Raw genomic sequence first — 14,717 nt, 5'->3', positions numbered from 1 at the left:
GCTCGTGAGGCCGACTTGTCATGTCATTTACGTTTTCTGCGCGCCCACAAGCGCGCGTGCGGCGCGCGCTTGCGATAAGCGCGGCGCTCGCTGCCCTGTCCACTCCTTCGATCGGAGCGGCGCAGGAACTAAGTTTATCCGACGCCCTTTCCAGGGTCGCCAGCGGCGATCCGGTTGTGGCAGCGAGTGCCGCGCGGGTGCGAGCGGCAGAGGCGGCAATCGCCCAGGCCGACGTGCGGCCCCGCGATGTCGTGGGTGTCGATGTCGAGGATTTCGCGGGAACCGGCCCTTACTCGCCGATTGGCCGATCGCAGACGACCGCTTGGTATGAGCGGACGTGGGAACGCGGCGGGCAGCGGCAGGCACGTATCGGTGCGGCGCGCTCCGAGCTTGGGGTCGCTACGGAACGCAACCGCCTGCGGATGCTGGACCTGCTGGCTCAAGTGCAGACTGCATGGGTCGAAGCGCTGGCTGCCGAGGCAGCGGTTCCGATTGCTGAACAGCGCCTTGCAGAAGCCCAGCGGGTAGAGGCGGAGGTTGATCGTCGCGTCGGACGCGCGCTCGACCCGCTTTTCGCCGGGGAACGCGCGCGAACCGCCGTGGCGCAGGCCAGGATCGCGCTGGGTCAAGCACGCGAGACGGCGCGGATCGCTAGGGCGGGTCTGGCAGCCTATTGGGGCGGAACTGCCGACTTCCGGCTTGATCTCGCATCATTCGATACGCCGGGCGCGTCGGCGGCGCGAGCCGAAGCCAGCCCTGATCTCGCTTTGCTTGCGGCCGAGCGCGACGCGGCCGGGGCGCGGCTTCGCCTAGCCGAGACTGCGAATGTCGGAAATCCGACCGCTCGCGTCGGAGTGCGTCACTTCGGCGACGGTAATGACGTTGCGCTCGTTGTCGGGGGGTCGATCCCACTTGGCAGCCGCTCCGCCAACCGGGGCAATGTTCTTCGCGCCCAGGCCGACGCCCAAGCGGCTGAGGCCGAAATCGCCGTGATCCGTGTTCAAGTCGCGCGTGAGATTGACCGGCTGGTGGCGGAGCGCGCGGCGATCCTCACTGAGATAGGGCGGCTCGATAGTGAAGTGCTGCCTAGCGCCGAACGCGCGGTGGTTCTCGTCCGTGACGGTTTCCGGCGAGGCGGCACCGCCTTCACCTTTCTTGAGGTGAGCCAAGCTCAGCAAGCCGTGGTCGATGTTCGATCGCGTCGCGTCGATCTGCTGCGTCGGTTTCATCTGGCGGGAGCCCGGCTCGACCGGCTCACCGGCCGCCACGCTCCCCTCCTTTCCAGCGCGGAGATTCGCTGATGGCACGTTCCCTTCTATCGGCGGGTGCCTTGCTCGCCTGCGCCTTGCTGGCCGGATGCAGCGGCTCGCCAACGACAAACGAAACCGAACAACCGGAAGCCGCAGCCGCAGCCGATTACGAACGCGGCCCGCATGGCGGTAGGATGCTGCACAACGGCGACTTCGCGCTTGAGGTCACGATCTTTGAGGATAGTGTCGAACCCGAATACCGGGTTTACCCGTATCGGGACGGCGAGCCGATCGCGCCTAACCAAGTGCAGCTCGCTATCGAGCTAAGCCGGCTGGGCGGTCGAACTGATCGGTTCGCGTTCCGACCCCAAGAGGATTTTCTGCGCGGTAACGGCGTCGTTGCCGAACCCCACTCGTTCGATGTGCGGGTGCGCGCGGTGGAAGGTGGGCGCACGCATAGTTGGGCCTACGCTTCCTATGAAGGTCGCACGACCATTTCTCCGCAGGCGGCACAGGCCGGCGGCGTGCGGACGGAGCGGGCTGGCCCCGCAACGGTCGCCGAGCTGATCGACATGGCCGGCCGGGTGGAGATCACGCCCGAAGGCAGCGCCGATGTGCGTGCCCGCTTGCCCGGACAGATCGTGTGGATGACCGGCCGGCTCGGCCAGCAGGTCACTCGGGGACAAACTCTACTGCGTGTCGAGTCGAGCCATTCGCTCCAGACCTATGCGGTCACGGCCCCGATCAGCGGCGTGATCGTCGAGAAGAACGCCAACGTCGGCGATACGACCGGCGACCGCGCTCTGTTCGTGATTGCCAATCCTTCTGACATTCATGCCGAGTTCTTCGTGTTCCCGCGCGATGCGGAACGTGTGCGGGTGGGTCAGCGCGTGTCCGTGCGCAGCCTTTCCGGCGAAGCGCGGATCGAGGCGCCGGTGGAGGCCATCTTACCCACGGCCGACATAGCCAGTCAGACGCTCGTGGCGCATGTCCATCTCCCGCCACGCGCATCGCAAGTCTTCCGGCCCGGCATGGGCGTTGAGGGCTCGTTCGCTATCGCGGAGGCGCAGGTTCCGCTGGCGGTTCGCACACGCGCCATCCAGCGCTTCCGCGATTTCGAGGTGGTCTATGCCAGGGTCGGCAACACCTACGAAGTGCGGATGCTGGAGATCGGGCGGCGCACGCCCGAATGGACCGAGGTGTTGGGCGGCCTAGAGCCGGGCACGGAATATGTGACCGAGGGCGCCTTCCTGATCCGCGCCGACATCGAGAAGTCGGGGGCAAGCCATGACCACTGATACCGTTGCCCCCGAACGTCGGGAGCTGCTGGAACGCATCCTCGCGGCTTCCATCCGCTTCCGCTGGGCGGTGCTGGCCATCGTCGTGCTGTTGTGCGCGGTCGGCATCTGGAGCTTCCAGCGCCTCCCGATCGACGCCACGCCGGACATCACCAATGTCCAAGTTCAGATCAATAGCGAGGCGGCTGGCTTCTCACCGCTCGAAGCGGAACAGCGCGTCACTTTCCCCGTCGAGACTGCCATCGCCGGCGTGCCCGGTCTGCAATATACGCGCTCAATCTCGCGCTACGGGCTGAGCCAGGTGACGGCGGTGTTCGAGGACGGCACCGACATCTATTTTGCGCGCCAACTCATCAACGAACGCCTCCAGACCGCGCGCGATCAGCTTCCAGAAGGCGTCGTGCCGGAGATGGGACCGATCGCCACGGGCCTCGGCGAAATCTTCATGTATGTGCTGGAGGCGGAGCCGAACGCGCGCAAGCCGGACGGAAGCCGCTACACCCCCGAAGACCTGCGCACGTTGCAGGATTGGGTGATCCGGCCGCAGCTTCGCAACACGCCCGGCGTCACCGAGGTCAACAGCATCGGCGGCTATGAGCGGCAATATCATGTGACGCCGCTGCCTGAACGTCTCTCGTCCTACGGGCTGTCTCTGAACGACGTGGTGCAAGCGCTCGACCGCAATAACGCCAATGTCGGCGCGGGCTATATCGAGCGATACGGCGAGCAATATCTCGTCCGTGTGCCCGGCCAAGCGTCGGGCATCGACGATCTGCGCTCAATCATAGTCGCCAACCGCGGCGGCGTTCCCATCCGCGTCGCGGATGTCGCGGACGTTGGCATGGGCGAGGAGCTGCGGACGGGCGCAGCGACGGAGAATGGGCAGGAAGTCGTCCTTGGCACCGTGTTCATGCTCGCTGGTGAGAACAGCCGTGTGGTCGCCCAAGCCGCTGCCGAGCGGCTTGAGGAAGCGGCCAGGGCTCTTCCGGACGGTGTGCGTGCCGTCCCGATCTACGATCGCACCGATCTCGTCGATCGCACCATTAAGACGGTCGCCACCAATCTGGCGGAAGGCGCATTGCTCGTCATCGTCGTATTGTTCCTGCTGCTCGGCAATATCCGTGCGGCGCTCATCACGGCAGCGGTGATCCCGATCTCCATGCTGATGACGATGACGGGCATGGTGCGCGCGGGCGTGTCGGGCAATCTGATGAGCTTGGGCGCGCTCGATTTCGGCCTCATCGTCGATGGCGCGGTCATCATAGTCGAGAATTGCCTGCGTCGCTTCGGCGAGGCTCAGCATCGGCTCGGGCGGCTACTCTCGCGCGAGGAACGCTTTGATCTGGCCGCATCGGCCAGTTCGGAAGTCATCCGCCCGTCGCTGTTTGGCGTGCTAATTATCACGCTCGTCTACGTGCCGATCTTCGCGCTTACTGGCGTCGAAGGAAAGATGTTCCATCCGATGGCGATAACTGTCGTGATGGCGTTGACCGCCGCCTTGCTGCTGTCGTTGACCTTCGTTCCGGCCGCCGTCGCCATGTTCGTCACCGGCAAGGTCGAGGAAAAGGATAGCCGGCTGATGCGCGGCGCGCGTCGCCTCTACGCGCCGGCGCTAGATGCGGCACTCCGGCTTCGCACGGCCTTCGTCATTGGCGCGGTAGCGCTCGTAGCCATCGCCGGCGTGGCCGCCTCGCGCATGGGCTCTGAGTTCGTGCCCAGTCTCGATGAAGGCGACATCGCGCTCCATGCTCTGCGCATTCCGGGCACAAGTCTCAGCCAAGCTATCACCATGCAGACGACGCTGGAAAACCGCCTGCGTCAGTTTCCAGAGGTCGAACGGATCGTCTCCAAGATCGGCACGGCGGAAGTGGCAACCGACCCGATGCCGCCATCGGTCGCCGACACGTTCATTTTTCTCAGGGAGCGATCCGAATGGCCGAACCCGAGGAAGTCGCGCGCCCAGCTCGTGCGCGAGATGGAGCAAGCGGCAAGTGCCATTCCAGGCAACAACTACGAGTTCACCCAGCCAATCCAGATGCGGTTCAACGAGCTGCTGTCCGGTGTCCGCGCGGACGTTGCGATCAAGGTATTCGGCGACGATCTCGATCAGTTGCGGGCGATCGGTGAGCAAATCGAGGGTGTGGTCAGCGGAATCGAAGGCGCCCAGGATGTCAGTGTCGAACAGGTAACGGGCCTGCCGATCCTGCAAATAACGCCCGATCGGTCTGCGCTCGCGCGGCTCGGCCTGAACGTCGGTGACATTCAGGATGTCGTGGCTGTCTCCATCGGAGGGCAGCAGGCGGGTCAAATCTTTGAGGGCGATCGGCGCTTTCCGATCATCGTGAGGCTTCCCGAGGATGTGCGTTCGCGTGCCGATGAAATCGGCCGGCTCCGCATTCCGGTCGGCGGAACCAACGAAGCCGGCATTCGCAACTTCGTGCCGCTCGCTGATGTCGCCCGCGTCGAGGTTGTGACCGGGCCGAACCAAATTAGCCGCGAGGACGGCAAGCGGCGCGTGGTCGTCACCGCTAACGTCCGGGGGCGGGATCTCGGATCGTTCATTGAGGAAGTGCGCCAGAGGGTCGGCGCCGAAGTCGAGGTGCCGTCAGGCTATTGGGTGAGCTACGGAGGCACGTTTGAGCAGCTCATCTCGGCAGCGCAGCGCCTGCAAATCGTCGTCCCGCTGGTGCTGCTGCTGATCTTCGGCTTGCTCTACGCTCTGTTCCGCTCGTTCAAGGATTCGGCGATCGTCTTTTCGGGGGTGCCCTTGGCACTGACCGGAGGCGTCGCGGCACTCCTGCTGCGCGGAATGCCGCTTTCGATCTCGGCCGGGGTCGGCTTCATCGCCCTGTCGGGTGTCGCCGTCCTCAACGGGCTGGTGATGCTGAGTTTCATCCGACAGCTTCGCGCCGATGGGTTGGGCCTCGATCCCGCGATACGCGAGGGCGCACTGACACGCTTGCGGCCCGTGCTGATGACGGCGCTGGTCGCAAGCCTTGGCTTCGTGCCGATGGCGTTCAACGTCGGGGCGGGCGCGGAAGTCCAGCGGCCGCTCGCGACGGTCGTCATCGGCGGCGTCATATCATCGACAATGCTGACGCTGCTCGTCCTGCCAGCACTCTACCGGATCGTCCACGGCCGTGCCGCCCGCCGAGAGAGCGATCAATCCACCAACCCGACTCTGGCGGAAGCCTGAGTCTGTCCACTCCCGCGCGCCGCCCCGGCGCGCGGGAGACCGGAAAGGAGTTTCATGATGAGTTTGTTTGCTACCATGCAGCGCGGCCCTCGAAACAGGCTGTTCCTGGCTCTCAGCCTGTTCGCGCTCTCGTTCTGTTTCGGCGTTGACGCCTTCGCCCACAACGTCGCCGAGGGCGACAAAGGCTACATCCAGGAAAGCAGCGGCGTCCTGTTCTTCCCGTTCCTCTATCTCGGGGCCAAGCACATGGTCACGGGCTACGACCATCTGCTGTTCCTGTTCGGCGTGATCTTCTTCCTTTACCGGATGAAGCACATCGCCATCTACGTCACGCTGTTCGCGGTCGGACACTCGACAACGATGCTGTTCGGGGTGCTGACCGGGATAAGCGCGAACGCCTATATCATCGACGCGATCATCGGCCTGTCGGTGGTTTACAAGGCGCTGGACAACCTGGGCGCATTCCAACGCTGGTTCGGCGTTCAACCGAACACTAAGGCGGCGACGCTGGTGTTCGGCTTCTTCCACGGCTTCGGGCTCGCCACCAAGATCATCGAGTTCGAGATTTCGCCGGACGGCCTTCTTGCGAACCTCATCGCATTCAACATTGGCGTCGAGATCGGACAGCTTCTCGCGCTTGCCGCCATCTTGATCCTGATGGGCTTCTGGCGCCGGACGAGCAGCTTCATGCGCCACGCCTTCGCCGCCAACACCATCCTGATGGCCGCCGGCTTCGTGCTGGTTGGCTACCAACTCGTCGGCTTCGCCGTCGCCTGATTCAAGGAGTCTCGATCATGTTCAACGCACAACGCCCCAATCTCGATGACCTGCCGACCAATCGGCAGTTGATCCGGGCCACTCTCATCGCCGCCGCGTCGGCCGGTGCCCTTCTCGTCGCCGTCATCCTGCCCTCGGAATACGGGGTCGATCCCACTGGAGCCGGCCGAGTGCTTGGCCTGACGCAGATGGGCGAGATCAAGGTGCAGCTCGCCGAGGAAGCCGCGCAAGACGCGGCCGCCGATGCCGCCGCGGCGGAGCGGACGAGCCGGCCGGCCCCTGCACAAGCCTCCGCTGGAAGCGCTCAGCCGACAGTGGCCCAAGCGCAGCCGGAAAGGCCAAGTGCGCCGGCCGGTCGGAATGACACGACGCGGCTGACGCTCGCGCCCGGACAGGGAGCGGAGATCAAGCTAACAGCTGATCGTGGGGCGCAGATAGCCTTCAACTGGTCGGTCGAAGGGGGGCACGTCAATTACGACACCCACGCCGATGCGCCGGGTATCTCCTATCACGGCTAGGGAAAGGGCCGGGAATCCACCGGCGAACAAGGCGAGTTGATCGCGGCTTTCGACGGAAGCCACGGCTGGTTCTGGCGTAACCGCTCCGGCGCTCCCGTGACGATCACGCTGCGCACGCAAGGCGAATATGGCGAGGTCAAGCGGGTTGTCTAACGTCCCGATCGCGCCGGCCAGCCCCGTTGAGGGGAATGTAGCGCCGTGACCTATCCATCCTTTCCAACGCACCGAACGAGGTAGCGATGCTCTCGGTATTGGCCAATCGAACTTATCGGCACCTGTTCATGGCGCAGGTTGTCGCGCTGATTGGCACTGGCTTGGCTACGGTCGCGCTGGGCCTTCTCGCTTATGACATTGCCGGGGCGGACGCAGGAGCGGTGCTCGGCACGGCTATGGCGATTAAGATGGTCGCCTACATCGGCGTCGCGCCAGTCGTCGGCGCTTACGCAAACCGTTTGCCGCGCCGCGCCTTCCTCGTGGCGATGGATGTCATCCGCGCGCTCGTTGTCTTGGCGCTGCCGTTCGTCGATCAGATTTGGCAGATTTATGTCCTGATCTTCGTGCTGCAATCGGCCTCGGCCGGGTTCACGCCGACCTTTCAGGCGACCATCCCCGACGTGCTGCCGGACGAGAAAGACTACACGAACGCACTGTCGCTCTCGCGCCTTGCCTACGACATGGAAAGCCTGACCAGCCCAATGCTGGCCGCAGCTCTGCTAACGGTGATGAATTTTCACTGGCTATTCTCAGGCACGGCGATCGGCTTCGCCTGTTCGGTGCTCTTGGTGTTGGCGACGACGCTGCCCCGTTCCAATGCGCGCAAGTCCGGTAGCGGCATCTACGACAACACGACACGCGGCGCGCGGCTCTATCTGAGAACGCCTCGGCTGCGCGGGCTGTTGGCGGTGACGCTCGCCGCCGCCGCCGCCAGCGCGATGGTCATCGTGAATACGCCGGTGCTGGTCCGGTCAGCCCTTGGACTTGGACAGAGTTCGATGGCGATCACGCTTGCCGCGTTCGGCGGCGGCTCGATGCTGGCGGCGCTGCTGTTGCCGCGTATCCTCGACAAGTTCTCCGACCGGAGCGTGATGCTCTCGGCCGCGTCGGCGATGACGGTCGGGTTGGCTGTGCTTGCCTTATCGTGGCGCGGCCATGCCTCGCCCGATTATTGGGGAGTCATCCTTACCGGCTGGTTCGTCCTGGGCACCGCCTATTCGGCAGGCATAACGCCGGGCGGCCGGCTGTTGCGGCGATCTTCGGCTGAGGAGGACCGTCCCGCGCTGTTCGCAGCGCAGTTCGCGCTCACCCATGTCTGCTGGCTGGTCGCTTATCCGCTAGCGGGCCAAGTTGGTGCGAATGGCGGCATGGGAATGGCTTTCGGCGCATCAGCTATGCTGGCGCTGATCGGCACAGTGATCGCGCTCAAAATCTGGCCCAAGGAAGATGTGGAGGTGGTGGCGCACACTCACGACGATCTGCCAGTCGATCATCCTCACCTTCTCCAAGGACATCCCGGCGGCCGTGCGAAACATGCGTTCGTCATCGACGAATTGCATTCGCACTGGCCCATCAGGTGATGCAGTCAATCCCACCGGCAGAATGCAATATTGCGGGTGACGCCCACGGCGACCACCGGCAGTGAGTAGCGCGATTGGCATGCTGTGGCGAAGTAGCCACGGCGGTATTTGGCACCCCGCGCAGGATAAAGAGAACGAATACGTATCGCCGTTAACGCTACGCTAGAACCGCCAATCTGCGCAATGTGCCGCCCTTCCCCGGTATAGCCAGCCACCAATACTACTCCGCCGAGCCTGCAGCATGGTTGTATTGGCGGACGAAAAGCGGGGGGAAGTAGCCCGCTTCCTAAGTTGAACCATCGTAGCGGGTCCATTGATCTCGCATGCAGCGGACCCATCCCTTACCGACTGCCCTTTCGAGACGGGCGCGCCGTCCAACCGCCAGCCTTGCCATTTTGAACCGATTGCGCGCCGGCGGCTTATCTCCGCTCGGAACTGAGATATATGTGTTTCATTTTAACATTCCCGGTGATACGCATGTGCTATGAAATCCTCGCCCGACCCGGAACAATGGTTAGCACTGCTGCACCAACTACCCGCGAAGCCGCCCTATCTGCGTGTGAAGATCTGGCGCCGCTTGCAGGCGATTGGCGCGGTACCGCTCAAGAACGCGGTTCATGTGCTCCCCCGTCGCGAGGAAACCGAAGCCGCATTCCGCGACCTGCTGGGAGAGATCACAAACAGCGGCGGCGAGGCGGTGCTGATCAACGCGCAGATGATCGAAGGCCAAAGCGACGCGGAGCTACGAGGGCTTTTCGACGCTGCACGTGACGCCGACTATGACGAGCTGGCCTTGGCCGCACACAGGCTGCTCGACACCGGGCCGGCGTCGGGGACCGAGATTGCGAAACTCCAGAGACGGCTTTCCGAGATTGTCCGGCTAGACTTCTTTGGCGCTCACGGCCGTCAAGGTGCGGAGGCGGCGCTGCGTGAGTTGGACGAGAAGCGCTATGCCCATCCCGATGTCGGCCGCACGGGCGAAGCGGCTGCGTTTTCGCCCGCCGATCTCAAGAATCGCGTCTGGGTGACGCGGCGCGGCGTCCATGTCGATCGCATCGCCTGCGCTTGGCTGATCCGACGATTCGTCGACCCCCACGCCAACTTCAAGTTCGTCGATGGCAGGAGCTACACGCCTGAGGCGGGCGAGCTGCGCTTCGACATGGCCGATGCCGAGTTCACCCACGAACAAGACCGGTGCAGCTTCGAGACGATCGTGAGGCGAGCCAGGCTCGAAGATGATCCGGCACTCGTCGCGATCGGCGAGATCATCCATGACCTGGACATAGCGGACGGCAAGTTCGGGCGCTCCGAGACGCCGGGCCTTGGTGCCATGCTTGCAGGCGTATGCGCGTCCACCGATGACGATCTCAAGCGCATCGCCAACGCAAGCGACGCGCTGGACGGCTTCTACACGCATTTCACTCTGGGCAGTCCACTCGATCGGCAGTCAGCGCAGCGCGTTCGACCATCGGTCGAGGGATGACGATCATGATCTGAGGAACGAAGCGAATGAGCACAAACGTGGCGGGTGGGGCATTGGATCCTGAGAACGGAGGCACATTGCCCGACCTTTCTTATGCGCAGATTTTCGCGAAGTTCCTGCGGTTCGGCTTCCTGGCCTGGGGTGGCCCGATCGCCCAGATCGCGATGATCCGCCGTGAGCTGGTCGATGAGGAACACTGGGTCTCCAGCGCCAGGTTCAACCGCATCCTCGCCGTCTATCAGGTGCTCCCTGGTCCGGAGGCGCACGAGCTGTGCGTCTTCTTCGGCACGCTTCCCAAGGGAAAGCTCGGCGGCCTTCTCGCGGGTCTGGGCTTCATGATGCCGGGCTTCGTCCTAATGTTCGCGCTGTCGTGGCTGTATCTCTCCACCGGGATCATGCAGACTGCCGCCGCGACCGCAGCATTTCTCGGAGTGCAACCCGCCGTCATCGCCCTGATCGTGCGCGCCGTGCACCGGATTGGCGGTCACATCCTGCTCGACCGCTGGCTTTGGGGTATCGCGGGCGTCGCCGGCCTGGCGGCCCTCGTCGGCACGCCGTTTTGGCTCACCCTGCCGATCGCGGGCCTCGTCTATATGTTCGCGGCGCGCCATCAGCGAGTGACGGCCGGCCTGCTCATGGCCGTGCTCGTCGGGGTCGGGCTCTACTTCGCCTGGGTCACTTTCGGCGGTACGGTCGGTGGGGATGCGGTCTCGGCGCAACCCATCGCAAACCAAAAGCCGTCGCTGCTGGAGCTTTTCATCTCGGGCCTCAAGGCCGGGCTCCTCACCTTTGGCGGGGCCTACACAGTCATCCCGTTCCTGCGTGCCGATGCGGTCGGCAATGGATGGATGACGGATGCGCAGTTCCTCGACGGGCTCGCCCTATCGGGGATTCTGCCGGCGCCCCTGATCATCTTCTCGACGTTCATCGGATACTTCGGCGGCGGCCCACTCGGAGCGATCGTGATGACGATCGGCATCTTCCTGCCAGCATTCAGCTTTTCTCTGTTCTTTCATGACCAGCTTGAGCGGCTGGTAGACAACGAAAAGATCAAGACCTTCCTAGAGGGAATATCCGCAGCGGTCGTCGGGCTGATCGCCGCCACGACGCTGGAACTAGGGCAAAAGACTCTCGTGAACGTGCCCGGCGTGCTGATCCCGCTCGCGATCTTCGCCGTCGCTCTCGCGCTCCTTTACGTGTTCAAGGCCAAAACGACGATCCTGTGGGTTGTTCTCGCCGCGGCGGGGGCGGGCCTTGTCCTGTTCGGATGATCGCGACGCACCATCACTCTTACGCAGCCTAATCAATCATATTGGAAAGGACCGAATGTGGCGATCGACAATCTCTCCCGACGCAGTGCAATCGCAACCCTAGGCATAGGAGCCGCCGCCATGACGATCAACGAAGCCTCAGCCCAGACGCCGGCCGCCGCGCCGCCGACTGTCCCCGCCTTTGCCGGCAACCATCAGATCAAGCCGCTCAAGTTCGATCCGGCCAAGCTCGAGGGCCTGTCCGAGCGATTGATCACGTCGCATCACGAGAACAACTATGCCGGCTCGGTCAAGACGCTGAACGCATTACGGCCACGGCTGGCCGCCGCGCTCGCCGATACCGAAGCGCCGCCTGCCATCTACGGCGGCCTCAAGCGCGAGGAACTGCACCGCACCGGCTCGGTGGTGCTGCATGAAATCTACTTCGACGGGTTGGGCGGCGACGGTCAGGCGGCCGGTTCGGTCCGCGACGCGATCGACGCCGCCTTCGGCTCGTTCGCGAACTGGGAGGCCGAGTTCCGGCGCACCGGCATGAGCCTGGCGGGAGGGTCGGGCTGGACGATCCTGGGTTACAACCTCCACACCCGCTCGCTCAACAATCACTGGGCTTGGGACCATATGCACGGCGCGGCGGCTGGCGTGCCGGTGCTCGTCCTCGATATGTACGAGCACAGCTTCCACATGGACTATGGCACCCAGGCAGCCAGATATATCGACGCCTGGTTCAAGAACCTCGACTGGGAAGCAGTCGACCGCCGCTATGCGCATGCGATCGCTGCCGCCAGCGCCTAAGTTGGAAAGCGGCGATGAACGGGAAGCGAGCGCCTTGACCACTTGCCCCAAGATCGGCCTGCTGTGGCGAACCGACGTCCCCACTAGCCCCGCGGACGCGCACAGCGCGCGCCAGTGGCCGATCATGGCAGCGCTGCGTGAGCTGGGCGGCGAGGTCGAGGCGATTGGATATGCCGACGAGACGGCTGGTACAGCGCGCGACCGTCTGCTGACGTGCGACGGCGTGATGGTCTGGGCCGACCCGATCAGCGACGCCGGTGACCGCTCAAGGCTCGATCCGATTTTGCGCGAGGCGGCGGCGGCGGGCGTCTCGATCAGCGCGCATCCCGATGTCATCGCGAAGATGGGCGTGAAAAACGTGCTTCATTCCACGCGCGCGCTAGGCTGGGGCACGGACACCCACCGCTACGCCGATCTGGAGGAACTGCGCGCGCTGCTCCCTGATCGCCTCGCTTCCGGGGCGCGTGTGCTCAAGGAAAACCGGAGCAATGGCGGCCGGGGCGTGTGGCGGGTCGAAGTTGCTGACCGGGGGCGCGGCGCCCAACCGAACGTTTCGGTCCTTCACGCCGCGCGGGGCAGCGTTCCGCTTGAGATGCCCCTCGATGCCCTGATCGATCGGTTCGCACCCTATTTCGAGCGGGGCGAATGCCTCATCGACCAACCCTTCCAGCCGCGGCTCGGAGACGGCATGATTCGCTGCTATGTCAGCGCGGACAAGGTCGTCGGTTTCGGGCATCAACTGATCCGCGCGCTGTTGCCGCCACCCCCCGAAGGGGTCGACTCGCCGGAGGCGCAGCCAGGTCCACGGGTCATGCACCCCGCCGATGCGGGCGCTTTTCAACCGCTCAGAGACAACATGGAACAGTCGTGGATACCCGGTTTGCAGCACATCCTCGCCATCGAGCGTGACGAGCTCCCGCTGCTCTGGGATGCTGACTTCCTCTACGGGCCGAAGGACGATCGCGGCTCGGACAGCTATGTCTTGTGCGAGATCAACGTCAGCTCGGTAGCGCCGTTTCCGCCCAGCGCCGTGCGGCCGGTAGCCGAGGCCGCGCATCGGCGCGCGGTTGCCGCGCGGGAGCGCCGTGTCGCCGGCCGAGGAACCACCGCTTCGCCGGCATAAGCGTTCGCGCGTTCCGGGACACGCTAGTCGATCTCTGGACTAGCGGAGCGTTTTTGGTCGCGCTTAGTTAGCGCGATGCGCATTCAAGGCGGCCGTCTCCGCCAATTCCCGCGGTAGTCTGATTTCGACGGCAAGGCCCGGCTGGAGCCGCGCAAAGATCAGTGTTCCGCGGTGCAGCCGAGCCACGGCGTCGGCGATCGCGAGGCCGAGACCGTTGCCGGATTTACGCCGCGCTCGGTCCAAGCGCCCGAACGGGCGCAACATCTCCTCGACCTCGCCATCGGTTACGCCAGGACCGTCGTCCGCGACCGCCATCGTCACCGTGCCGGCGTGCTTGGTGACCGAAACATCGATCCGAGCGTGCTCACGGGAGTATTTGAGCGCGTTCTCGATCAGGTTGGCGAGCGCGCGCGCCAGCAGGTCGGCGTCACCGGCGACCGCCGTGCGAACGGAGCGGACCGAGATGTGGCGGCCGGAAGCCTCAATCTCCGCACGGTAGGCATCCACCACCCGGTCCACGATCTCCGCCAGATCGATCGGCTCAAATCGCGCGCGAGCATTACCGGCATCGATTTCCGCCAACTCCAGCACCGCGCTGAACAGACGGAGCGCCTCGTCCAGCCCGGCCATCGCCCGTCCCAGCGCCGCGGTCCGTTTCTCGCCATCAGGCTGCGCGAGCGCCGTTTCGACCGCGTGCCTCACGCGTGTCAGCGGCGTGCGCAGGTCATGCGCGACCTCCGCCGACACGCGGCGGATCGTGGCGACGAGCGTGTCGATTCGGTCGAGCATTCGATCGATCGCCAACGCGAGCTGATCAAGATCGGTGCGCGCGTGAACTGGAGCTCCAGTTCGCGCAGAGAGATCTCCGCCCTCGACCGCGCGGACAGTGACGTTGATCCGCTTCATCTGGCGGAGCGTCTGCCGCGTGGCGAAGAGGCCTGCGACGATGCCAAAGACCAACGCGATTCCGCCAGCAATCAGAGTGGCTCCAAAAACAGCGTCGCGGATTGCTTCGCTTCGCTCCATGTCCTCCCCGACGATCAGAAGTGAGCCATCGGGAAGGCGTTGAGTCAGCGCCAGTAAATGAAGGCCCTCGACGCCAGGTCGCGGCGAAGGCTGATCGGCGAAATGCCAACCGGTCTCTCGCGGGACCACCTGAAGGTCGCCGATCAGCGTGCGTCCATCTGGCCCAATTAGATAATACTCAGGCGAACCCGGCCATTCGGCCTTCGTCCGGATCATGGCCAGTGCGCGATCGAGCCCTCCCCGGTTCGCCTCGACGGCGATGACGTGCGACTCTAGCTCGATGCGGTTTCGAGCCTCCCGTTCGACGACCCCGCGCGTTGCGACCCAGCCGCCGAGCGCGCCGGCCGCCATGCTTATGACGAGCAGCAGCGCGTTGAGGGCAACAAGACGCGACACCGTCGAGCGCAAC

11 protein-coding genes are annotated in these 14,717 nt (G+C 64.4%); 10 read left to right on the top strand and 1 reads right to left on the bottom strand.

What is annotated here, in order from left to right:
* The first annotated feature begins 20 nt into the window (after positions 1–20).
* The 10 genes from CBR61_RS09425 to CBR61_RS09380 all read left to right on the top strand — a co-directional run bounded on the left by CBR61_RS09425 (position 21) and on the right by CBR61_RS09380 (position 13,282).
* Positions 21–1,301: a TolC family protein gene (locus tag CBR61_RS09425; RefSeq protein WP_088914125.1), complete on the top strand. Its 1,281-nt coding sequence runs from the start codon at positions 21–23 to the stop codon at positions 1,299–1,301.
* On the top strand, positions 1,301–2,548 hold the full coding sequence (locus CBR61_RS09420) for an efflux RND transporter periplasmic adaptor subunit (protein ID WP_088914124.1): 1,248 nt from the start codon (positions 1,301–1,303) through the stop codon (positions 2,546–2,548). Before CBR61_RS09425 ends, CBR61_RS09420 begins: the two co-directional genes overlap by 1 nt.
* Before the next feature lie 25 nt (positions 2,549–2,573).
* A complete protein-coding gene (locus CBR61_RS09415; RefSeq protein ID WP_157696660.1) occupies positions 2,574–5,744 on the top strand; it encodes an efflux RND transporter permease subunit in 3,171 nt (1,056 codons plus the stop codon).
* Between the two features lie 54 nt (positions 5,745–5,798).
* Positions 5,799–6,521: a HupE/UreJ family protein gene (locus CBR61_RS09410; protein WP_420705649.1), complete on the top strand. Its 723-nt coding sequence runs from the start codon at positions 5,799–5,801 to the stop codon at positions 6,519–6,521.
* Between the two features lie 17 nt (positions 6,522–6,538).
* Positions 6,539–7,039 carry a transmembrane anchor protein gene (locus tag CBR61_RS09405; protein ID WP_233996693.1) on the top strand — a complete coding sequence of 167 codons (501 nt, stop codon included), beginning with the start codon at positions 6,539–6,541 and terminating at the stop codon, positions 7,037–7,039.
* Positions 7,040–7,278: 239 nt separating this feature from the next.
* Positions 7,279–8,613 carry an MFS transporter gene (locus CBR61_RS09400; protein ID WP_088914121.1) on the top strand — a complete coding sequence of 445 codons (1,335 nt, stop codon included), beginning with the start codon at positions 7,279–7,281 and terminating at the stop codon, positions 8,611–8,613.
* 484 nt (positions 8,614–9,097) lie between these two features.
* On the top strand, positions 9,098–10,096 hold the full coding sequence (locus CBR61_RS09395) for a chromate resistance protein ChrB domain-containing protein (protein ID WP_088914120.1): 999 nt from the start codon (positions 9,098–9,100) through the stop codon (positions 10,094–10,096).
* A 26-nt stretch (positions 10,097–10,122) separates the two neighbouring features.
* Positions 10,123–11,367, top strand: coding sequence for a chromate efflux transporter (gene chrA, locus CBR61_RS09390; protein WP_088914119.1), 1,245 nt, complete (start codon positions 10,123–10,125; stop codon positions 11,365–11,367).
* Positions 11,368–11,487: 120 nt separating this feature from the next.
* Positions 11,488–12,159 carry a superoxide dismutase gene (locus CBR61_RS09385; protein WP_172835942.1) on the top strand — a complete coding sequence of 224 codons (672 nt, stop codon included), beginning with the start codon at positions 11,488–11,490 and terminating at the stop codon, positions 12,157–12,159.
* Positions 12,056–13,282: a Cj0069 family protein gene (locus tag CBR61_RS09380; protein ID WP_324616809.1), complete on the top strand. Its 1,227-nt coding sequence runs from the start codon at positions 12,056–12,058 to the stop codon at positions 13,280–13,282. The genes CBR61_RS09385 and CBR61_RS09380 overlap by 104 nt, the downstream gene beginning before the upstream one ends.
* A gap of 63 nt (positions 13,283–13,345) precedes the next feature.
* Here CBR61_RS09380 and CBR61_RS09375 read toward each other — a convergent pair whose 3' ends face one another.
* Entirely contained in the window at positions 13,346–14,716 is a 1,371-nt protein-coding gene (locus tag CBR61_RS09375; protein ID WP_172835941.1) for a sensor histidine kinase, read from the bottom strand.
* Between the last annotated feature and the right edge of the window lies 1 nt (position 14,717).

The organism is Porphyrobacter sp. CACIAM 03H1, assembly GCF_002215495.1.
Classification (GTDB): Bacteria; Pseudomonadota; Alphaproteobacteria; order Sphingomonadales; family Sphingomonadaceae; genus Erythrobacter.
Note: the sequence above shows the minus strand (reverse complement) of the source record. Positions and strands in the feature narration are given on the sequence as shown.

Bases quoted from the DNA above. Each gene is read 5' to 3' on its own strand.
- chrA (WP_088914119.1), top strand. From the start codon at position 10,123: ATGAGCACAAACGTGGCGGGTGGGGCATTGGATCCTGAGAACGGAGGC.
- CBR61_RS09420 (WP_088914124.1), top strand. From the start codon at position 1,301: ATGGCACGTTCCCTTCTATCGGCGGGTGCCTTGCTCGCCTGCGCCTTG.
- CBR61_RS09425 (WP_088914125.1), top strand. From the start codon at position 21: ATGTCATTTACGTTTTCTGCGCGCCCACAAGCGCGCGTGCGGCGCGCG.
- CBR61_RS09405 (WP_233996693.1), top strand. From the start codon at position 6,539: ATGTTCAACGCACAACGCCCCAATCTCGATGACCTGCCGACCAATCGG.
- CBR61_RS09395 (WP_088914120.1), top strand. From the start codon at position 9,098: ATGAAATCCTCGCCCGACCCGGAACAATGGTTAGCACTGCTGCACCAA.
- CBR61_RS09380 (WP_324616809.1), top strand. From the start codon at position 12,056: ATGGCACCCAGGCAGCCAGATATATCGACGCCTGGTTCAAGAACCTCG.
- CBR61_RS09400 (WP_088914121.1), top strand. From the start codon at position 7,279: ATGCTCTCGGTATTGGCCAATCGAACTTATCGGCACCTGTTCATGGCG.
- CBR61_RS09385 (WP_172835942.1), top strand. From the start codon at position 11,488: ATGACGATCAACGAAGCCTCAGCCCAGACGCCGGCCGCCGCGCCGCCG.
- CBR61_RS09410 (WP_420705649.1), top strand. From the start codon at position 5,799: ATGATGAGTTTGTTTGCTACCATGCAGCGCGGCCCTCGAAACAGGCTG.